This window comes from Methanomethylovorans hollandica DSM 15978, assembly GCF_000328665.1.
Taxonomy (GTDB): domain Archaea; phylum Halobacteriota; class Methanosarcinia; order Methanosarcinales; family Methanosarcinaceae; genus Methanomethylovorans; species Methanomethylovorans hollandica.
This window is the reverse complement of sequence record NC_019977.1, coordinates 311223-332987: the sequence shown is the minus strand read 5'-3', so window position 1 is coordinate 332987 and position 21765 is coordinate 311223. Positions and strand designations below refer to the sequence as shown.

21 protein-coding genes are annotated in these 21765 nt (G+C 43.4%); 14 read left to right on the top strand and 7 right to left on the bottom strand.

What is annotated here, in order from left to right; genetic code table 11:
• Positions 1–396 precede the first annotated feature (396 nt).
• Positions 397–726 (bottom strand): hypothetical protein, encoded by a 330-nt coding sequence (locus METHO_RS01685; RefSeq protein ID WP_156810995.1) that lies wholly within the window; start codon positions 724–726, stop codon positions 397–399.
• An 82-nt stretch (positions 727–808) separates the two neighbouring features.
• Here METHO_RS01685 and METHO_RS01680 point away from each other — a divergent pair, with 82 nt between their 5' ends.
• The 3 genes from METHO_RS01680 (at position 809) to METHO_RS01670 (ending at position 3506) form a co-directional block, all read left to right on the top strand.
• Positions 809–1624 carry an aspartate dehydrogenase gene (locus METHO_RS01680; protein WP_015323782.1) on the top strand — a complete coding sequence of 272 codons (816 nt, stop codon included), beginning with the start codon at positions 809–811 and terminating at the stop codon, positions 1622–1624.
• A gap of 102 nt (positions 1625–1726) precedes the next feature.
• The gene (nadA, locus tag METHO_RS01675) at positions 1727–2647 is read left to right on the top strand and encodes a quinolinate synthase NadA (protein WP_015323781.1); all 921 of its coding nucleotides are present in this window, start codon (positions 1727–1729) and stop codon (positions 2645–2647) included.
• Between the two features lie 10 nt (positions 2648–2657).
• Entirely contained in the window at positions 2658–3506 is an 849-nt protein-coding gene (locus METHO_RS01670; RefSeq protein ID WP_015323780.1) for a geranylgeranylglycerol-phosphate geranylgeranyltransferase, read from the top strand.
• 23 nt (positions 3507–3529) lie between these two features.
• Here the strand turns inward: METHO_RS01670 and METHO_RS01665 are convergent, their stop codons facing one another.
• The 4 genes from METHO_RS01665 to METHO_RS01650 all read right to left on the bottom strand — a co-directional run bounded on the left by METHO_RS01665 (position 3530) and on the right by METHO_RS01650 (position 7343).
• Complete coding sequence (locus tag METHO_RS01665) at positions 3530–4246, bottom strand: RNA ligase partner protein (protein ID WP_015323779.1); 717 nt, start codon at positions 4244–4246, stop codon at positions 3530–3532.
• A 122-nt stretch (positions 4247–4368) separates the two neighbouring features.
• Complete coding sequence (locus METHO_RS01660; RefSeq protein ID WP_015323778.1) at positions 4369–5478, bottom strand: transposase; 1110 nt, start codon at positions 5476–5478, stop codon at positions 4369–4371.
• A 203-nt stretch (positions 5479–5681) separates the two neighbouring features.
• Complete coding sequence (locus tag METHO_RS01655) at positions 5682–6554, bottom strand: 4Fe-4S binding protein (protein WP_015323777.1); 873 nt, start codon at positions 6552–6554, stop codon at positions 5682–5684.
• A gap of 114 nt (positions 6555–6668) precedes the next feature.
• Complete coding sequence (locus METHO_RS01650; protein ID WP_015323776.1) at positions 6669–7343, bottom strand: class I SAM-dependent methyltransferase; 675 nt, start codon at positions 7341–7343, stop codon at positions 6669–6671.
• A 156-nt stretch (positions 7344–7499) separates the two neighbouring features.
• Between METHO_RS01650 and gatC the strand changes: the two genes are divergently transcribed.
• The 8 genes from gatC (at position 7500) to METHO_RS01610 (ending at position 14625) form a co-directional block, all read left to right on the top strand.
• On the top strand, positions 7500–7781 hold the full coding sequence (gene gatC / locus METHO_RS01645) for an Asp-tRNA(Asn)/Glu-tRNA(Gln) amidotransferase subunit GatC (protein WP_015323775.1): 282 nt from the start codon (positions 7500–7502) through the stop codon (positions 7779–7781).
• A gap of 9 nt (positions 7782–7790) precedes the next feature.
• Positions 7791–9218 (top strand): Asp-tRNA(Asn)/Glu-tRNA(Gln) amidotransferase subunit GatA, encoded by a 1428-nt coding sequence (gene gatA, locus METHO_RS01640; RefSeq protein ID WP_015323774.1) that lies wholly within the window; start codon positions 7791–7793, stop codon positions 9216–9218.
• Positions 9218–10651 (top strand): Asp-tRNA(Asn)/Glu-tRNA(Gln) amidotransferase subunit GatB, encoded by a 1434-nt coding sequence (gatB, locus tag METHO_RS01635; protein WP_015323773.1) that lies wholly within the window; start codon positions 9218–9220, stop codon positions 10649–10651. Before gatA ends, gatB begins: the two co-directional genes overlap by 1 nt.
• 91 nt (positions 10652–10742) lie before the next feature.
• The gene (locus METHO_RS01630) at positions 10743–10892 is read left to right on the top strand and encodes a 50S ribosomal protein L40e (RefSeq protein ID WP_015323772.1); all 150 of its coding nucleotides are present in this window, start codon (positions 10743–10745) and stop codon (positions 10890–10892) included.
• Between the two features lie 8 nt (positions 10893–10900).
• Positions 10901–11644, top strand: a complete 744-nt coding sequence (locus METHO_RS01625) for a geranylgeranylglyceryl/heptaprenylglyceryl phosphate synthase (RefSeq protein ID WP_015323771.1) — start codon at positions 10901–10903, stop codon at positions 11642–11644.
• A gap of 99 nt (positions 11645–11743) precedes the next feature.
• Complete coding sequence (locus tag METHO_RS01620) at positions 11744–13462, top strand: ABC transporter ATP-binding protein (RefSeq protein ID WP_015323770.1); 1719 nt, start codon at positions 11744–11746, stop codon at positions 13460–13462.
• A gap of 128 nt (positions 13463–13590) precedes the next feature.
• Positions 13591–13971 (top strand): phasin family protein, encoded by a 381-nt coding sequence (locus METHO_RS01615; RefSeq protein WP_015323769.1) that lies wholly within the window; start codon positions 13591–13593, stop codon positions 13969–13971.
• Positions 13972–14016: 45 nt separating this feature from the next.
• On the top strand, positions 14017–14625 hold the full coding sequence (locus METHO_RS01610; protein WP_015323768.1) for a hypothetical protein: 609 nt from the start codon (positions 14017–14019) through the stop codon (positions 14623–14625).
• A 66-nt stretch (positions 14626–14691) separates the two neighbouring features.
• On the opposite strand, the gene METHO_RS01605 is transcribed toward METHO_RS01610, so the two are convergent.
• Entirely contained in the window at positions 14692–14967 is a 276-nt protein-coding gene (locus tag METHO_RS01605) for a DUF3303 domain-containing protein (RefSeq protein WP_015323767.1), read from the bottom strand.
• A 301-nt stretch (positions 14968–15268) separates the two neighbouring features.
• On the opposite strand from METHO_RS01605, the gene METHO_RS01600 reads away from it, so the two are divergent.
• Positions 15269–16249 (top strand): DUF128 domain-containing protein, encoded by a 981-nt coding sequence (locus tag METHO_RS01600; protein WP_015323766.1) that lies wholly within the window; start codon positions 15269–15271, stop codon positions 16247–16249.
• Positions 16250–16256: 7 nt separating this feature from the next.
• On the opposite strand, the gene METHO_RS01595 is transcribed toward METHO_RS01600, so the two are convergent.
• Positions 16257–17339, bottom strand: coding sequence for a DNA-methyltransferase (locus tag METHO_RS01595; RefSeq protein ID WP_015323765.1), 1083 nt, complete (start codon positions 17337–17339; stop codon positions 16257–16259).
• 277 nt (positions 17340–17616) lie between these two features.
• Between METHO_RS01595 and METHO_RS01590 the strand changes: the two genes are divergently transcribed.
• Both METHO_RS01590 and METHO_RS01585 read left to right on the top strand, forming a co-directional pair.
• Positions 17617–20373 (top strand): type I restriction endonuclease subunit R, encoded by a 2757-nt coding sequence (locus METHO_RS01590; RefSeq protein WP_015323764.1) that lies wholly within the window; start codon positions 17617–17619, stop codon positions 20371–20373.
• Positions 20374–20375: 2 nt separating this feature from the next.
• On the top strand, positions 20376–21722 hold the full coding sequence (locus METHO_RS01585) for an AlbA family DNA-binding domain-containing protein (RefSeq protein ID WP_015323763.1): 1347 nt from the start codon (positions 20376–20378) through the stop codon (positions 21720–21722).
• The last annotated feature ends 43 nt before the right edge of the window (positions 21723–21765 follow it).

The window sequence follows — 21765 nt, the reverse complement described above, 5'->3', positions numbered from 1 at the left end:
TATTAAAGCCATATTAGAACCTTATATTAAATGTACCACACCAAAAATAATAGGAAAAAAGTATCTATGAAGTTACTTCAAGGAGGCCATATGAACTTAATTATACAATAAAACTATTATAGAGTTTAAAATTAAATTTTAAGACCACATTGTGAATAAGATATAAAAAAAGATGTTTTTAAAGTATTATTACTTATAATAAAGTATCATAAAGTATTATATGAACTTTTTATTCAAAATGAGCATGAAGATTTAAATATTATATATAAAGAGTTATTTACATTGACGGCGAAATTAGAAGCTTGAAAGTAGATCAACTCTCTTTGAGAGAGACAGGGACTATATAAAGTTTTCTGTCACCAGATGTATCATATGATTTTTGCTATTTTGTAACAGCTAGACAACAAAAAGTACCTGCAAATCAAAATTGTAATCCTCAACTTTAACAAGCCTTTCCTTTGATTCATTCCATTGAAGGTGATTCGAGGAAAATTGTTTGCCAGTTTTCTTACGAGTTCTGTTCAGCAAGTATTTTTTATACTTGGACAATCTTCTGACATACATGTACCCTATGGACGAGGCATCGCTCTTCCTATCGCTTCTGCCTTCATTCAACAGCTCTTCGCCTGTTGCATGTGGCGCATTAGACTCAAGGAACACTCTGGAGGATATACGATGCCTTTCCATAAAATCCAGAACGAACCGTTCACCCCAACTTTCAAACAACTTATTATCCGAGATAAAGGTCCCTAGCACATAAATATAACAGACCATTGTGGGTCAAAAAACTGTCCTGAAGGAATCAATAATGCTGAAGATAGGAATAATCGGATGTGGCACAATAGGCACCTGCATCTGTAAAGCGATCGATGATGGATTGATGGAAGCTGAAGTTTATGCTATCTATGATAGGAATGCTGAGAACGTTGAAAGACTGCAATCCTCTTTGGTAAATCTTCAGCCTGCCGTGATGGAAGCGGAAGAAATGATTAAACATATAGACCTGTTAGTGGAATGTGCCTCTCAGGAGGCTGTCTATGAAGTAGTACCTGCTGCTTTGCATGCGAGATGCGATGTAATGATAATGAGCGTGGGGGCTTTTGCTGATGAAAGGCTTTTCAAGACCGTTTATGGGATTGCAAAAGAAATGAACTGTAAGATATATTTGCCATCCGGAGCCATTGCGGGGCTCGATGGACTTAAATCAGCGGCATCAGAACAGATATACTCCGTTACACTGACAACACAGAAACCTCCTGCGGGACTAGCCGGTGCTCCCTATGTGGTACAAAACAAAATAAAGCTGGATGAGATCAAAAGCAAAACCGTTATCTTTGAAGGTAAGGCAAGTGAAGCTGTAAAAGGATTTCCGGCAAATGTGAATGTTGCTGCCACGCTCAGCCTAGCTGGAACAGGGTTCGAAAAAACAAAAGTAAAGATCATAGCCAATCCGGCACTCTGCCGTAACATCCATGAGATCACAGTGGAGGGTGCCTTTGGGAAATTGACGTCTAAAGTTGAGAATGTACCTTCACCCAATAATCCAAAGAGTAGTTATCTTGCACCTCTTTCTGCCATTGCTACATTGAAAAAGATTATAGATCCGCTTCAAATAGGTACCTGAAAGGGCAGCAGATAGTTGCTATTAATTTTGATAATGTATTTTGAGTGTATCAATTAGTTAGAAAACAGATAAATCAAAACAATATCTCAATGCAGTGATCATATGCAGGATACAAGAGAATTGATCGAAAAGATAGCTGAAATCAAAAAAGAGCGTAATGCTGTGATCCTTGCCCACAACTATGAGCGCGAGGAGATACAGGATGTTGCCGATTTTGTAGGAGATTCCCTTGAACTCAGCCAGAAGGCTGTAGAGCTTGAAGCAGATGTTATAGTTTTCTGCGGAGTGCATTTCATGGCAGAAAGCGCTGCAGTGCTCAGCCCAGGTAAGACAGTGCTGCTTCCGGAAATAGATGCAAGGTGTCCCATGGCCGATATGGCCAGGGTGGATGACCTGCGCAGTCTTAAGAAAGAACATCCTGATGCTGCTGTAGTATGCTATGTGAATACGACAGCTGAAATCAAAGCAGAGTGTGACATCTGCTGCACTTCAGCTAATGCTATTGAAGTTGTGAATTCAGTAGAACAGAATAAAGTCATCTTCGTACCGGACAAGAATCTGGCAGACTACGTAGCAAGACACACTGACAAACAGATCATACCTTGGGTCGGATATTGCCCTACCCATAACCAGATACTTCCAATAGATGTGCAGAGAGCTAAGAGCCTGCACCCCATGGCAGAAGTGCTGGCCCATCCTGAATGCAGACGTGAGGTGCTTGATATGTCCGACATGATATTCAGTACCACAGGCATGGTCAATTATGTAAGAACATCCAGCAACACTGAGTTTATAATAGCTACTGAAAGTGGTCTTCTGCACAGGCTTAAGAAAGAGAATCCAAACAAAAGATTCTACCCGGTATCACCTTATTCTATGTGTCCTGACATGAAGATGATAGACCTCAGAGCGGTTGCAGATTCAATGGAACATATGAGATATGTGATCTCCGTGCCGGAAGATATAAGATTCAAGGCAAAACAGTCACTTGACAGAATGCTTGCTGTTAAAAGGAAAAGATAACAGGCTTCATATGCGTGCATATTTGCAGTTGATAAGATATGGGAACTGCCTGATGGCTGCCTTTTCCGCGGCTTTGGGAGTGCTTATAGCATACAATATAATCAGTGGCAATGCTGCAACAATACCTTTTCCATTAAATGAGATAATATATGTGGGATCAGTCGTTTTTCTGATAACAGGAGCCGGAAATGGTATAAACGACTATTATGATATTGAGATAGACCGGATTAACAAACCTGAAAGGCCAATACCGTCCGGTAGGATAAGTAAGTCTAAAGCTTTCTATTTTTCGATATCACTTTTTGCTGTAGGAACAATGATTGCTTTTTTCATCAATACAATATGCGGAGCTATTGCCTTATTCAATTCATTGTTGCTGATATTTTATGCTGCAACACTAAAACGCACTGCACTCATCGGTAATCTTAGTGTAGGATATCTTACTGGGTCTACTTTTCTATTCGGAGGTGCGGTTTTTTATACCAATGGCGGCATTGAAGCAGTATCTGTACTGTTCCTGCTTGCAACCCTTGCCACCGTTGCCAGAGAAATAGTCAAGGACATTGAAGATATTGAAGGGGACAGGCAGGATGGAGCCAGTACTCTGGCAATAAGCATTGGACCTGAAAAGGCTGCTTATGTTGCTTCTATTATCGGTTTTATAGCTGTGCTTGCAAGCCCCTTGCCTTATCTGCAATCCCTGTTATCCGTGAGATATCTGGCTGTTGTCTTTATAGCTGACATACTTTTTGTTGTAGCAGTAGCTGGCATATTAAAAGAAAAGAATGCTGCTAAGTCTTCAAGGCTTTTCAAAATGGCAATGTTTGCAGCTTTAATAGCTTTCCTGGTTGGGACATGAATTATCTTGTTCGGATGACATAACTAAAGGTTTTCGTGAAAAACATCCTTTATCTGATTATTAGCATCTCTTGCATGAGCCAGATATTCCTTTAATATCATAGGAAATGTGTGTGCCGGTACGAAGCGCACTCCCAGTTCTTCAGCCCACTTCTGTATGCCAAAATCACTTGCCACCACCGCTGCATCCAGTTCCTTGGCAAGTATGAGCACATCGATATCTGGAGCGCTGTCTAGAATGCCATATCTCAACGCTGATCGGTATTTGTTCCTGAACTTCCCGACTATCGGCCCTATAACACCTTTTTCTATTTCGAAATCAATCTGCTGTGTGTCCTCTGCTTTTGTGGTCAGCAAAAGACATTTTGTAGAGCCTTCCCAGATGGCCTCTTCGGCGACTACCATGCCTTTGTTGATGCGCTCTCTCATATAGGAGACGTATTCGTGGAAGATGCGGGAATTAATCATGACATTATATCTGTCAGGAGCTTTTTTCACAAGCCATGTGTCTATCTTTGCTATGACATCCGTTTCACATCCATTGTTCTTAGCAAATTCCTGAAGTTCGTTGTATACAGAAGGAAAAGGTACATAGCAACTAATGCCAAGCTTAAGCCGTGCGCTTGCTATCATTTCCAGCATATTCTTCATGCCTTCACACAGGCTATCTACTCCCATTGCCTCCCTTGCCTGCAGGTCAGTAAGGGCAGTAGTATCCAGAACAAAACGTTGTCTTAACATGGAGCTCCCTGAATATTTAATTGGTACTTGCTGTTATATTAAGGAATGGGCTGGGTTTAAAGGATTATGTGGAGGCCATCAAATTAGCTCCTTATATTTCTATTCTAATTTGATGTACTTTTTTAGAATAGCCTCCCAAACGAATTCCTGAGTTTAACTTTATTTTGCAATTCAGTAAGCACTAATAGTTGATAGGAAACGAAATTCAGCAGAGAGTAGAGAGCTCTGCTCTCTACTCTTATTCTTCTGACATCGAAGTTCATCGTATCTTTCATGTGGCCATGTACTTTTTCGCATTCTACTCTTTTCTTGTATAACTCCCAAAATAATTCATCGAGGATGTTTTGATTTCTTAGGTACATCCCAACTTGTTCTTGTCTTCCATTTTCATACAGAAACTTCAGCTTATTTTCTATTTTGGTATGAACCTCTCCACCAAGTTTCCACATTTTGTTCACCCAATGATCAATCCTCTCTACTTCACCTTCTTTGTGCAATACTGCATCACAAGAGTAGGAAATAATTGGTTTTGCATTCAGATGATACCATATATCTGCATTGTTTTGGAATGAGTCATAAGCTCCATCCGCAGCATAAAATTCAATATTAGCTTCCATTTTCTTTAATGCGTGTATGTGTTTGATAAGTTCCGTAGAATCAGAACTAAGGCCATTAGTATATGTCATAAATACCGGATAAGTTCCAATCATTGTAATGTGAGCTTTGTCCATTTTACATTTATAATGCGGATTATAATCCGCATATTTGTCATATCGTGAAGCTTCAAGAGGTGTTGAATCTATCTTGGCGTCTTTTAACTTTGAGCTTTTAAGAATCTTTTCGCCTACCATTATTATTAGTTCATTGACCCCATCTTCTCCAAGTCTATATTTTACAAAATGATGGAGGGTTCCAGCTGAAGGAAGTCTTATTTGCCCATTTTTATCACAGAACGATAGCATAATAGCTTCTTCTTCTGTTAAACTGGATACTGTTTTTTCATAAGAGAGATTCCTGAAGCACTTTACAATAAAGAGCTTTATCATTGAGGAAACGTTATATTTAAAATGCCAACGTTTGTTGGTATACACAGTACGTTCAACGTATTGTGAAATGTCTTCTATACAGAGAAAATGAAGAAATTGGCAAATAGAGGCAGTTTCTCTGTAAAGATAGTTTTCTATGGAGTCCTCGAAGAGGACTCCTCTATACTCGATAGATTTTTTATCCATAAAGAAGCAAAATTTTTTATATTTATAGCTACCACTGACCAAAAAAAAAGAGAATAGCAGTATCAACGAAAAAAGGAATAGGTTTTTAAATCAAAATCCTAATTTGAGATTCTCTATGTGGCGTTGTGGCAACAGCTGATAGTCTCTATCCACAACTTGACACATGAAACAATCCTGTTTTTAACTCTGAATAATAGTATATTTTATCTCATCAGATCAAAAGAATAACCTATCTCTCTCTCAAAGTGATTGATACCGTATCTGTCTATCACATCAATGATCCTTTCGCCCTCAAGAGCATGCTCCCGATAATAAGCAACGGTCCTTTCAAATACTTCATACATTACAGGCTCACTTACCGTTTTAAGGATCCTTATCCCCATGCGTGGTTTTCTCCCAACCTTTCCTCCCACATAGATAGTAAAACCCTCATTTGCAATCTGCATGGCATCCTTTTTGCAGACCCTGATGCACTCCCCGCACATTATACATTTATCAGGATCAATGGTCAGCACACCATCAGTGATATCTATAGCATCTACTTTGCAGACTTTTTTGCACAGGCCACATGTAACGCAATTTTCTTCAACAAACTTCGGCTGCACAGTTCCCATGATGCCAAAATCGTTCTCCTGGACTCTCAGGCATGAGGCAGGACAACCTGTTACTGCGATCTTGAATTTGTAAGGAACCGGTTGTCCAAAGTATTTTTTATCTATTTTTTCGCATATGTCCTGACAATCTATAATACCATTACTACATACTCTGTTACCCTGGCATGCAACTATCGCCCTTATCTTTTTTCCGGATGCTCCGGGAGCAATACCTGCATTATCCATTAAAGAACTGATGGCTTCCGTATTATTATTATGTACAAAAGGAACCTCAATACCCTGTCTTGAGGTCACATGGACATACCCCTTGCCATATTTATCCGCTGCATCAGCGATGTATCTGAGGTTTTCAGATGTAAGATTTCCTCCTGCAACGTGCAGACGAAGTGAAAAATAACCATCCTGCTTCTGAGAAAGAAAGCCTTTGTCTTTCAGATAATCATTACCTCTTTTTTTTGCCATTCGAATCCCTTTACTCTGATGTATAAGAAGAGCAAATATTGTAAAAACAGATAGAAATCGTTTTCTGTTCATTGTCCACTAAAACCACATAAATGAGAATCAGAAGAATACTGTCTAACCTTTTCTCCCCACAATCACAAATCCATTGATCCTGTTACCCGTTCTTGTCGTAAACTCCTCGTTCCTGAAGAACTCTATCTCAAAACCGTTCTCAACCAGCAGGAACACAAGTTCCTTTTCTGTGAAATGATGAGAGATGTAGGCTTTATCCCCTGTTTTCTGGTCATAGGCAATGATGGAACCTTCCTCTTTTGTCAATGGCAGATCATTGATGTAGCGTTCCCGATATATCTTTGAGTGCCACGTCTGTCCGAAATCCGCAAGATAGAGATAGCCCCCCGGTTTCAGTATCCTGCAGGCTTCCCGGATGATCCTGTGACGGACCTCTTTTGTAGCAACTGTAGTGAGGAAAGCCTGCATTATGGCAATGTCAAATGTTCCATTGGCAAAAGGAAGCAGTGAAGCATCTGCCTGCAGGAAAAAGGGATCCCTGAGATGTTCTTTTTCTTTTGAGGATAAGTCTGCCTGCCTCAGAGCGTCCTGGTTGATATCCACTCCGATAACATAAAAACCGGCAGATCCAAGCTTATCACATACATCACCGCATGCACATCCGATGTCAATTACCTTGTCACCATGAATTGCGTATTGATAGAATACCTGCTGCAGTTTCACTGTTGTGGGGATAGCTTTGGCTTTTGTGTGCTTCCAGTAATCAGGAATAGCCATAAACAATAATTGTAAGGCAATGAATAAAAGAGATGTCGCCGGATGATAAAACGCCGGTGAAAAGAACCCACATTTTTAATATAGGATGTACGCTTTTGTAAGCCTTATATACCATATACCAAATGAAAATGCATTTCATATTCAGAGGAACTTACAATGATCACAAAAGAAGAGGTCGAACATGTGGGATGGCTGGCCCGCATCGAGATCCATGAAAGCGATGCACAGGCATATGCGGAGAAACTGAATGCTGTGCTGGACTACTTCAGCCAGCTGGATGAGGTGGACACTGAGAATGTACCCCCAACTTATCACGTGGCAGATATAGTGAACGTGTTCAGGGAAGATGTGGTAAGACCGTCCATGCCACAGGAAGAAGTGCTCGCCAATACCGAAAAGAAACAGGAAGGCAACTTCTTAGCCCCGAAGATTATGTGAGGAATGGACATGACAGGATGGGCAAACATTTTACAGATAAAGGAAAAAATAGCAGAGAGATCCGCAGAGGAGGTCACAGCATCCTACCTCGAAAGGATAAAGAAAAGCAGGATCAACGCTTACACAACAGTATGGGAAGGGGCAATTGATAAGGCACGGGAAATAGACGAGCAGGGCCACAACGGACCACTTGCAGGCATCCCTATAGCGATCAAAGACAACATTTCCACTAAAGGCATATCCACCACATGCTCCTCTAAAATATTACAGGGATATGTACCTCCTTATGACGCACACATCATAGAAAGGCTCAAGGATGCAGGAGCTATCATTCTGGGCAAGACGAACATGGATGAGTTCGCTATGGGCACATCCACCGAATCCAGCTGCTATGGGCCAACCCTCAATCCCTGGGACATGGAACGTGTGCCAGGTGGCTCATCGGGTGGCAGCGCTGCTGTAGTGGCTGCCGGGGAAGCTCCCATATCAGTAGGTTCTGATACCGGAGGCTCAGTGAGATGCCCAGCCGCCTTCTGTGGAGTAGTGGGCCTTAAACCCACATACGGAACAATATCCAGATATGGCCTTATCTCCTACGCCAACTCTCTGGAACAGATCGGACCTCTGGCAACATGCGTTTCCGACATCGCAACCCTTATGGACGTAATAGGAGGGCATGATGCAAGGGACAGCACTTCAATAAAGACCGAAACAGTGTACAAAGATGCTCTTGCTGACGATGTCTCCGGTCTGAAGATAGGTGTGCCTGCAGAATACTTCGGAGCAGGCATTGACCCGGCAGTTGAGAACTCCGTATGGGATGCCATCCAGCTCTTTGAAGAGATGGGAGCATCATGGGAACAGGTCTCTCTGCCACACACATCATACGCACTTGCTGCTTACTATATCATTGCCATGAGCGAAGCATCCTCTAACCTTGCCAGATTTGATGGAACACGATATGGATACAGGAACGAAGGAGAGAACTGGCATGTAATGGCTTCCCGCACACGTGCAGAAGGCTTTGGTGCTGAGGTCAAGCGCAGGATACTGCTGGGAACTTATGCCCTCTCCGCAGGATACCATGATAAATACTACCTGAAAGCCCTGAAGGTCAGAACACTTGTAAAGCAGGACTTTGATCTTGCTTTCAAAGAGTTCGACTGTCTGATAACACCTACCATGCCCACCCCTGCCTTTAAGCTGGGAGAAAAAGTAGAAGACCCGCTTGCATTATACCTGGCAGATGTGAACACTGTACCTATCAACCTTGCAGGAGTGCCTTCCATATCCCTGCCTTGCGGTTTTACAGATGGTCTGCCCATTGGACTGCAGATAATCGGTAAACACTTCGATGAGGCTACTATACTGAAAGCTGCTTACAGCTTTGAGCAGAACACAGAACATCACACCAGAAGACCTGCGGAGGTGGCATGATGGTATACGAGAATCCTGACGGAGTAAGAATAGGACTGGAGGTCCACGTCCAGCTGAACAAGCTCAACACTAAGTTGTTCTGCGGTTGTTCCACGAACTACCATGACTCCGAACCCAACACGCACGTATGTCCCGTATGCCTGGGACTCCCCGGCTCACTGCCGGTCATAAACGAAAGAGCAGTTGAGTTTGCTATCAAGATAGGGCTTGCACTGAACTGTAACATTGTGGAGCAAACTCAGTTCCACAGGAAGAACTACTACTACCCTGATCTACCAAAAGGTTTCCAGACCACCCAGTACGACTACCCTATTGCAAGCGGTGGTGAAGTGAGCATTGAAGGCGAGGACGGAGAGCGCAAAATAGGGATTACACGTGCTCATATAGAAGAGGACCCTGGAAGGCTCCAGCATATGGGAAGCATCGATAAGTCCAAGGGTACCCTTATTAACTACAACCGCTCCGGAATGACACTTATTGAGATAGTCAGCGAGCCGGATATGAGAAGCCCAAAGGAAGCGAGGCGCTATCTGGACAAGCTAAGGAGCATTCTTGACTACCTTGACGTATTCAATGGTGATCTTGAGGGAGCTATGAGAGTGGATGCTAACGTCTCAGTCTTTTACGGAGACCGTGTAGAGGTCAAGAACATCTCCTCCTTCAAGGGAGCAGAGAGAGCTCTGCTTTACGAGATAATGAGGCAGAAGAACCACATCAGACGTGGTGGCAAGATTACACTGGAAACCCGGCACTTCGATGAAGCCAGAGGCGTCACAATTTCTATGCGTACGAAGGAGGAAGAACATGACTACCGCTACTTCCCGGAACCCGACCTTGTGCCCATGAGAGTGGCTGACAAGGTTCCGGAAGTGCTAAAGACACTGCCTGAGCTTCCTGATGCGAAGAAGGAACGGTTCATAAAGCAGTACGGAATCGCTGATATGCATGCGAAAGCACTTACATCTGACATAAAGGTAGCAAATTTCTACGAGCACGTAGCCCTGCAGGTGGAACCAGGAGCATCTGCTGTGTGGGTAGCTGACATCCTTAAAGGAGAATTGAACTACCGGGACATCAGCGTGGATGCCTTCAAGGTCGAAGACATGGTAGAGATCATAGAACTCATAACCGGAAATAAGATCACTGAGAGAAGCGGCATTGAGATCATCAGGACGATCCTGGACAATGGAGGCACTCCTGCAGCCATTGTGAAGGAAAAAGGGCTTATAAAAGTGGAGGACGACATTGTCACAAAGGCGGTTACAGAGGCACTCGATGAAAATCCGGAGGCTTTGCAGGACTACCTTGGAGGCAAGGAAAAGTCACTGAATTTCCTTGTAGGCCAGGTTATGAAGAAAACCGCTGGCAGATCCGATGCAAAGACCACAAGGGAAATGTTATTGGAAAGAATAAGCGAGCTGCCTCCAAAGTGAGCGGTCTGTCCAAAACAATTATATGTCTTAAACTTCATGTAAGCAGCCTACTATTAAGATCATTTATTCCATATCATCAAGGTGAATTAACATGGCAAGATTCCCAGAAGCAGAAAACAGAATACTTAACAAAAAGATATGTATGAAATGTAATGCCCGCAACGCTTCACGTGCAGACAGATGCAGAAAATGCGGAAGCAAGGCACTACGTCCCAAATCCAAGGAAGCAAAGGGTGGCTGATCCGGTCTATGCAAGTGGAAAAGTACCTGAACGAGATCGCAGAGCGCGAAGGTACAGTTCACTTGACACTGATCGACCCTGCATCCCAGTCCCCCGAAGAGGCGGCGGCCATGGCCTTTGCTGCGGCACAGGGTGGCACGGATGCGATTATGATAGGGGGGTCAACCGGAGCCGGAGGTGTGCTCCTTGACCAAACTATATCGAAGATCAAAGAAGTTATTGATCTGCCGATAATATTATTTCCCGGAAGTGCATCTGGCGTGAGTGCGTATGCAGATGCCATATTCTTCATGAGCTTGCTCAACTCAAGAGATATTAATTATATAACTGGAAACCAGGTTATGGGTGCCCCGCTTGTGTATAAAAGCGGTATTGAAGCCATATCCATGGCATATATAATCATCGAGCCTGGAGGCACAGTAGGATGGGTAGGTGATGCAAGGCTCATTCCGAAGAACAAGCCTGAAATAGCTGTTGCTTATTCTCTTGCAGGCAAATATCTGGGTATGCACTATACATATCTGGAAACCGGATCCGGTGCAGACGGTCCTGCAACTCCTCAGATGATCGCTTCTGTCAAGCATGCTCTGGGGAACAACATGCTTATTGTAGGAGGAGGCATCAGGGATGCAGAAACAGCACGCAAATGTGTGCAATCTGGTGCTGATATGATCGTTACAGGCACGGTAGTGGAAGAAACTTCCGATGTGACTGGCAAGATCCGGGAACTTGTATCTGCCATCAAAAAGTAGATACATAACAATATTAATAATAATAATAATAATAATAATAATAATAATAACAATTTCCTTTTTTATGGCTTCTGGAACCATGTCTGGAGAGTGTATCTCATGCTTAGAGTAAAAAATCTTGCGAAGGACTATAATGTACTGGATGAACGAAAGAGAGTACTCGAAGGTATCAGTTTTACTGTAAATGATGGAGAGATCCTGGGCATAACGGGAAAAAGCGGAAGCGGAAAAAGTACATTGTTAAGAATACTCCGAGGTGTGGAGAGTTTTGATGAAGGCGTTATCGAGCTTGAAGGGAAACAGTTTTTCCCGGATTCTGATAAAGATGACATGATGGATCTTATACAGAACACTGCAATTCATCTGCAGCGTAATTTCGGCTTGTGGAACGGACCTGCCATAGAGAACATCATACGCAAGATAAACTCCAGAAACGAGGGACATGAAGGATTACCTGAAAGTGATTCACCGTATTACGATGAGATGTACGAGGAATCGATGGAATACCTTAAGCTTGTAGGTCTTGAACATAAAGCCTTGCATGCGACAAGCGCTCTTAGCGGTGGAGAGAAACAACGCCTTATTCTTGCACGTCAGATCGTTGCAAAACCAAAGCTGTTATTGCTTGATGAACCTGTGACAATGACAGGGCCGGGCACAAAACAGGAAGTTCTTGACGTTATAAAAAACGTAAAAAAAGAGCTAAACATACCGATTATAGTCGTTTCCCACCTCCCAGAGCTGCACATGTATATTTCTGATCGCCTCATATATCTGGAAGATGGACATATAATAGAGGAAGGGAAAACCGAGACCGTACTGAAACATTTTCTCAAGGATATGCAGCCACAGGTAGAGATCAGTTCTTTAGGGAAAAAAGAAACCATCATCAAAGTAAAAGACATCAACAAACGCCTTACCCTTATAAGAGTAGGAGAGGTGCTGAACTTCAAAAATCTCTCACTTGATATAAACAGAGGAGAAATAGTATCCCTCATTGGGCAATCGGGGGCTGGCAAAACTACTTTGCTTAAGATGATCGAAGGACTTACGTCACCTGCTTCCGGAGAAATACTATATCTGCACGATGGAGAATGGATAGACATCACTAATTTCAATCCCAGAAGGATGGAATTGAGAAAAAAAATAAGTATAATGCATCAGGAGTTTACTCTTTCTCCACATTCCACTATCGGCCAGCAAATCGGGTTCAGAATGCAGATAAAAGGTCCAGGATCCCTGGAATATGCCCGTAAAAAAGCGAAAGAGCTGGAAGTATCTGAAGAGATATTGGATATGCTATACACATTACCTGATATGGCAGAGGAAGAGAAGGATAAGATAATGAATCAGATGCAGATAACACCTGAGATCTATGCCAAGCTTTTCCCTAAGGTCACCTTCGAAGATGTTAAGGAACATGCATCAAAGATATTTGAAGCTCTGGACCTGCCCCTTGGCATCCTTTATAAAACACCTTACCAGATAAGCGGCGGGGAACATGTAAGGGCCTACATCGCTCTCGCCCTTACCACACATCCGGAAATACTTATGCTCGACGAGCCGTTCGGTGACCTGGACCCTGTGACACTTAGGGATGTTACGAATGCTCTCAAAAGGATTAATAGGGAGTTCGGGACTACTATGATAATCGTTAGCCATCATATGGACTTCGTGAAAGAGGTATCTCACAGGGTGGTCCTTATAGATGAAGCAAAGGTAGTAATGGATGGAGACCCTGTGGAAGTGTCAAATTGCCTTATAGAGATGAGCCATGCCAAGTACTTGGAAAGGAATATAGAATCTCTTATTTCCTGAAATTGATACAATTCTGAAAATCAATATTACTTTTCTTTTTTGTTCCACAAGAAATAGCTGTGCTCATGCGTATCTTGTACAAAGATATTTATTTCATCAGAATACAACTCATAACGAGGTAAAATAGTATGAAAGATACTCTAAAAAAAGTTGGCCTTTTTGGAATTGGCCTGTGGGCCCTTACTGAGGATAAGATCAACGAGATTTCAAAGGAGCTAATCGATAGTGGAGAGATGAATAAGAAGGAAGGTAAGAAATTCGTTAAAGAAGTCCTCGAAGAGCAGAAAAAACAGACTGAAGAGATGGAAAAAAAGATCAATGCAAAGGTCCAGGAAACATTCAAGCGTGCAGAAGTCGTGAAAAAGGATGACCTCAAAATTCTGAAAGAACAGATGCAGCAGCTTCAGAATAAGCTTGATGAGATGATCGGCGAGAAAAAGGAAGAAACTGAAGAAGTAGAAAAGGAAGCTGAATCAGAAGAAGAAATGAAAAAGGAACAGGAAGAGTAAATCTTCCATTGTATCCATATATTTTAAGGTCTGTGGGGGGAAATAGTGAGCAATACTAAAAAAAAAAAGAGCTCTTTTCTTAATTTGCTGAAAACTATAAATCGTCCAAAATACCGTGATCTTGATATCAGTACTAACAATATGAATGTTAATTGGGAACACATACCAGAGTTGCCCCTGGTTGGTGATACTCTTACTATTACAGGTAGCACTGATCCTGAGGCCAAGGTCAAGGTTAAGGTATCTTTTGAAAAGAAGGTTCCGGTCATAGATGGGAAATATGAATACAATATGGACAAAGTAGAGATACCCGATGGTCCGAACAAGTTTACCATAAAGGGCCGTAAAGCCAAGGATCTTAGTTTCAGCGTGAAGATGTTCATTACCTACACAAGGACATTTGAAGCTAATAGTGATGAAGCTGTTTATTCAGAAGAGAACGTACCTTCAGGAAAATATGATATTTCCATCCATGGCCAGGCAAAGGAAGGAGAAAAAGAAGTGACCATCTACCTTGAAGCTGCGGAGATCATAGATGCTGACAATGAAGGAAAGTTCACATATGATTACAATACTGCGGCTTTGCCTGCCGGGGATTTCAACTTGCTTGTAGGAGATTCAGATAGAAAGATAACTCTTTCAGCAGCAATGTAGAACTATATGCATTGAAAAATAGAAAAGTGCGTCAGCCTTTAAGGCCGACCAATTATTTTTCAGAACTTAGAATTTCAATCCATGTTCTGCCATGTGTTTTATGAAATCAATTGCCTCCATGACCGGCACACTGTCGATGGTACAAACATCAGACCACGGCAGATTGAAAGCTGCGTATGCCTCTGAACTCTCAGCCTCATAGAGAATAAAGAATCTGCCGCCTGTAAGGTCCAGCCACTGATTGACAACATGAATACCCGCCGGTGGCCTAATTTCCTTGAAGTGTTTCAGGATATCTTCTCTGTGTTCCGGTGCCCAAGTACTTATGTCCATAAATAACATTTCTTATAACACTCCTTTTATATTCAATGGGAATGGGCTTTTTTACCCACTACTCCAAACTAAGAATTGAATGGCATAGAATATGAAACTTTCTACAATCATAATAAAGTAACCTAGTTTTATGCACGAAACAAATGAAGAAAGAAACATATAAGAGCACATATTCTAAGGATATGCAACATGATCATGCAATTTGCTCAAAAAACACAATAGAACCTGATACATAATCTTTATAGATATGACGGATATATTCCATTAATCCCAAACTAACCTTTGAAACAAAATACAGACAGGAATAACTATGACAGACCCCAATGTCGAAAGGAAACTTATTGAAATAATGCGGATAATCAGCAAGAGCGACAAACCATTAGGAGCTCGCCTGATAGCAGATGAACTGCAGAACAGGGGGTATGCCATTGGAGAAAGGGCTGTACGTTATCACCTGCGCATACTGGATGAAAGGGGATTCACCAAGAAGCATGGATATATCGGGCGTACCATAACGGAACACGGACAGAAAGAACTCAGTGACGCACTTATAAGTGACAGGCTGGATCTGGTCATCACCCGGATAGAAGAACTGGTGTACAAGACCACATACGACCTTCGGGAAAAGAAAGGTAATGTCATAGTGAATGTATCCATCATTGACAAAAGTGATTATGAGAAAGCTATGGATGTGCTGAAATATGCAATTAATGCCGGAATATCCATAAGCCCCAGGATAAGGATAGTGGATGAGGACTCTGAAGAAGATGATATCTTCGTACCTGACGGTAAATTTGCAATAGCCAATGTATGTAGTATCACCTATGACGGTATCCTTCTGAAGAACGGGATTCCTTCAACTCCATTATATGGAGGGCTTATGCAGATGGAAGCTCACCAGCCCGTAAGTTTTGTAGATATCATAGGCTACAGCGGAACATCGATAGATCCTATTAAAATATTCATTAACAGGCATTCTACTTCAGTGCTCGATTATATTGAAAGTGGTAATGGAAAGCTGCTTGCTAACCTGCGCCACATACCGGGTTCTGCAAGGGAAAAGGCACATGAGGTAATGGAACTTGCAAAAGACTCCGATATCAACGGATATCTTCAGATAGGGGAGACCAGCGAAGATGTTTTCAACGTACCTATGGAAAGAGGAAAAGCAGGCATACCTGTGATAGTGGGAAGCAATGCCATCTCAGCTATTGCAGAAGCCGGTATTCCTGTAAAAGCATACCCTGTTTCTACGATCATGGACTATAATATAATGAAAAAACTGGAATGAGAAATTGTTATTTCCTGTTTTTCTTAGTAATGTTCATCATAGAGAAATACCCCCGGCCAAATTCCATGGAAAGTAACTGGTAGGCTTTTTTGTCTGTGAGCCCAGCACTCTTAATAGCATCATAGCGTGCAATGACCTTATTTGCTTCTTCTTCCGTCCAGCGCTTCCTCTGGTTGTGATGCGGATTTCCCCCATTGGAGCACAGTTCTTTAAGTATGTAACCACGTTCTATATTGTGCATTTGTTCCAGCTGGTAATCATACACATCGCTATTTACCTCAAAGCCTGTGGAATATCTGTTGAGAGACTTAGATATCTTTGCCGTGGAGAAACTGCCCAGGAAAAAATCACAGACAAGGTCATTTTCATCTGAGGAGTAAAGGATCATCTTCTTTAACAGTTCTGCAGGAAGGGTGTTCTTATTCCTTAACCTGCCTTTCTTGAAATCCCTGTTGATCACCCATACATCTTCCAGGTCATTATAAAGCATAGAACTGTTATCGTCATGCTTCTCAGATGTTCCAAATCTGCAGAAGGTATTAAATTTCACTTTTTTTGCAGCTGATTTTTTACAGTAGAGAATGTGGTAATGAGACGTAACGAACTTGTGCCTTGTACTCACGCCGAAATTATATTTCCATATAATATGGTTGATCAATTCAAAATCATTTTTTTCAAGAGCAAGCAGTATATCCAGAAGATTGCTCCATCCTGAGACCACATACATGGAACCAGTGTCCTTGAGAACCCTGTGGGCCTCATGCATCCACTTTATGGAAAAATCACGGTATTCTTCCTGATCCACCTCAACATACCCTTCGAACACATGCTCTTCTTTCCTGTGATAATGTTTGTGGAGATTGTTACCATTTATGGCAAATGGAGGATCTGTGATGATAAGATCGACACTTCGGTCAGGAATATGGTCACGTGCACCGGTTATGCAGTCCTGATTATAGTATGTATCCCTCATCCGGGGTGGAACTATGTTGCAGCAGTATATAAGTACTTTTAGCCGCCGCAGTGCAGAAGGGTTCTTACATGACCAGTCTAAAATACAGATGCTGTAGTTGAAAGAATCATGAAGCATGCTAATACGGGGTCAATGGATAATTGAAAAATCTTCGTATTCTATAAACCTTCCATGTTTTGTCCTATTGGGCCTTTCTTGTTTTTTGGCTTTGTGCAAAATTGAAGCAACTGACTCTATTTTTCGTTAAGAGATATGCAAACCGTATACAACTGGAACTAAGAATACTTATATTGAATGTGAACATAGACTTTTATAAAATCATTCCTGAAACTGCATGAATTTTCCATGCAGTTCCCGGGGACAGGATAAGCGGAGAAATCCATGGATAAAACCTATGAGCCATAACCAGAGCCCTGAGCAGGAAGCCAGAAACAGGATCGATGGGAAACTGGAAGCTTCCGGCTGGATAGTGCAGGAAAGGAACAGGATAGACTGGAGTGCAGCCGATGGTATTGCTGTAAAGGAGTACTTTACAGATGTCGGACCTGCGGACTACGTGCTTTTCGTGGATAAAAGCCCTGTGGGGATAATAGAGGCCAAGAAGGAAGAAGAAGGCCACAGACTAACTGTTGTGGAGGAACAGTCAGGGGAGTATGCCACAAGCAAGCTGAAATACCTGAACAATGACCCTCTGCCTTTTGTATACGAGAGCACGGGGACACTTACGAGGTTCACTGACCACCGCGACCCGAAACCAAGATCAAGACCTGTTTTTTCATTCCATCGTCCGGAGACCTTCAGGGAATGGCTCAAAGAGGAAAGGTCACTGAGAAACAGATTGCTGGATATCCCGGGGCTTCGGACAGAGGGATTGCATGATTGCCAGATACGGGCGATCAATAACCTGGAGAGGTCATTTAAGGAAAATCACCCCAGGGCATTGATCCAGATGGCCACTGGCTCTGGAAAAACATACACTGCTGTTACGTTCATTTACCGCTTGCTTAAATATGCGGATGCTAAGAGAGTATTGTTCCTTGTAGATACACGAAATCTGGGCAAGCAGGCAGAACAGGAGTTCATGGCATATACACCCAATGACGATAACCGCAAGTTCACCGAGCTGTACAACGTGCAGCGGCTGCGTTCCAGCTATATGGCTTCGGACAGCCAGGTGTGTATTTCCACCATCCAGCGGTTGTATTCTATCCTGAAAGGTGAGGAGCTGGACGAGGAAACTGAGGAAACGAATCCTGCCGAGAGCGGATGGCAGCCTAAGGAGCCGCTGCCTGTGGTATACAATGAGAAAGTGCCTATCGAGCAGTTCGATTTCATCGTCATCGATGAGTGCCATCGCTCCATATACAACCTGTGGAAGCAGGTGCTGGACTATTTTGATGCTTTCCTGATAGGGCTTACTGCCACGCCGGATAAGCGCACTTTTGGTTTTTTCAATGAGAACGTGGTGAGCGAGTACAGCTACGAAGATGCTGTGGCGGACGGTGTGAACGTGGGTTATGATGTGTACACCATCGAGACCGAGATCACTAAAAAGGGCGCTGAGATAAAGGCCAGGGAATTCGTGGATAAAAGGGAGAAGCTGAGCCGAAGGAAAAGATGGGAGCAGCTGGATGAGGCTTTTACCTATACCGGCAGGCAGCTGGACAGGGATGTGGTGAACCCGAGCCAGATACGCAATGTAATCAGGGCGTTCAGGGATAAGCTGCCGGAGATATTCCCGGGAAGGCAGGAGATACCGAAAACTTTGATCTTTGCCAAGACAGACAGCCATGCGGATGATATTATCCAGATCGTGCGGGAGGAGTTTGGCGAGGGCAATGCTTTCTGCAAGAAGGTGACGTACAAGGCGGAGGAAGATGCGGATTCTGTGCTGTCTGCACTGCGCAATGACTACAACCCCAGGATAGCGGTAACCGTGGACATGATAGCCACGGGTACGGATGTAAAGCCGCTGGAATGCCTGCTGTTCATGCGGGATGTGAAGAGCCGCAACTACTTTGAGCAGATGAAAGGCCGCGGTACGCGGGTCATGGGGTATGATGACCTGAGGAAAGTGACACCTTCGGTGGTGTCTGCCAAGACGCATTTTGTTATTGTGGATGCTGTGGGCGTGACGAAGTCCATGAAAACAGACAGCAGACCGCTTGAGAGGAAGAAAGGAGCACCGCTCAAGGACCTGCTGGCGGCCGTGACCTTTGGTGCGCAGGACGAGGACCTATATGTCTCGCTGGCGAACCGGCTGGCGCGGCTGGATAAGATGATAACTCCCGATGAGAAGATCGTGTATGCTGAAAAGGCCAGCGGGAAGACCATCAACCAGACCATAAGAGACCTGCTGAATGCGTATAACCCGGATGTGATCGAGGGTCGGGCTTTTGAGATAAGGGAGATTCAGCCGGACATGCCGCAGGAGAAGGCGAGCAGGCAGGCGCAGCAGGAATTGATCGATGTTGCAAGGTTCACTTTTACGGGAGAGCTTAACGAGTATATTGAGAATGTGCGCAGGGTGCATGAGCAGATCATTGATACGGTGAACATTGACGTAGTGACACGGACCGAATGGGATAAGGATGCTGTGGTGAGGGCGGATGAGCTTGTGCGGGATTTCAGGGAGTATCTGGAAGCCCACAAGGATGAGATCACAGCCCTTCGGATATTCTACAACCAGCCTTACCAGCGCAGGGATGTTACTTTTGCCATGATAAAGGAAGTGCTGGAGAGGCTGAAACTGGAAAAACCGCTGTTTGCGCCTTTGAGGGTATGGCAGGCTTACGAGCAGCTGGAGAAGGTGAACGGGAACTCTCCGAAAAAAGAGCTTACAGCTCTGGTCTCCCTGATCCGCAGGGTGACGGAGATCGACCCGGTACTTACTGCATACGACCTGACGGTGAACCGCAACTTCCGGGACTGGGTGTTCAAAAAGCAAGCCGGAACTGTGAAATTCAATGAGGAGCAGATGCAATGGCTGCGTATGATAAAGGATTATATTATTGACAATGTACACATGGAACTAGACGATCTCGATTACAGACCTTTTGATAGAGAAGGAAGCCGTAGCAGGATGTATCAGCTCTTTGGCGATGAGATGAACAGCATTATCAGCGAACTGAACGAGGCACTGGCGGCTTAAAAATGGAATTTTCGATCAAAGACATCATAGAGGCTGGCGAAGGATACCACATAGAGTTCAAGGAATTCCTTGATAAGTCCTTTGTGGAGGAGGTTTGCGCTTTTGCCAATTCCGGCGGGGGAAGGGTCATCCTTGGTGTTGCTGATAATGGAACCATAAAAGGTACACATACTGATAACAGTTTCAGGTCAAGGGTGCAGGATTCCCTCAGGCAGTTGCAGCTGTATCTTGATATTGAGATAAGGGTGCAGGATAACCTTATCATCGTGGAGGTGCCGGAGGGCAGCGACAAGCCCTATGCCTGCTCAAGAGGCTTCTTTATCCGCAACGGGGCGAACTCCCAGAAACTTACACGCAATGAGATCATTGATTTCTTCCAGAAGGAAGGGCGCATTCGCTTTGAGGAACTGAGAAATGAGAAGGCGGTTTTCGATAATGATTTCGATGAGAGGGCTTTTGAAAATTTCCTGAACATGGCAGGCGTCAGCAGGTCCATTGACAGGATGTCGCTGCTTAGAAACCTCGATTGCATCAATGATGAGGGAAAACTGACGAATGCAGGCGTGCTGTTCTTTGCGAAGGATATTGATTTCCTGATGAATCATGCCATTGTGGTATGCGTGCTATACAAGGGTACGGAGAAGGTGCATATCCTTGACAAGAAGGATTTCAAGGAGAACATTGTCGAAAACATCGATAATGCCATCCTTTTCGTGAAAAGGCACACCAACGTGCAGTATAAGATCGAGGGTGTGCAGCGGGAAGAGATTCCGGATATTCCTGATGTGGCACTGAGAGAAGCCATAATAAACGCTGTCTGCCACCGTGATTATTTTGACAGAAGCTCCAATGTGCTTATCGAGGTCTTTGATGACAGGGTGCAGATATCCAATCCCGGAGGGCTGCCAAGCGGTCTTAGACCTTCCGAGTTCGGACGTAAGAGTGTCACACGTAACCCTCTGATCGCTTCTTTGCTGCATCGTATAAACTACATTGAAAAAGTGGGTACGGGCATAAGCCGAATTATACAGGCAGTGGACGAGAACAAAAAATCGTCTGTGGAATTTGAATACAATAGCGGTTTTTCTGTTATTTTCCGAAAACTTGACAGAACTTCTGAGGCAGATTTGGGTGAAAGTTCGGAGAAAACTAAGGGGAAAAATGCAGAAATAATACTTGAGGCAATCAGGGATAATCCCACTGTTACCCGTGAAGAACTGTGTCAGATCACAGGCTTGTCCATACAAGGTGTTGAATGGAATCTTCGGAAATTGAAAGCTGAAGGAAAGATAAAACGCATCGGTCCTGCAAAAGGTGGACATTGGGAAGTAATAGATTATAGTTGTTAACCTTTTGTTTGAAACTTATAGTATTGACATAACTACCTATTGA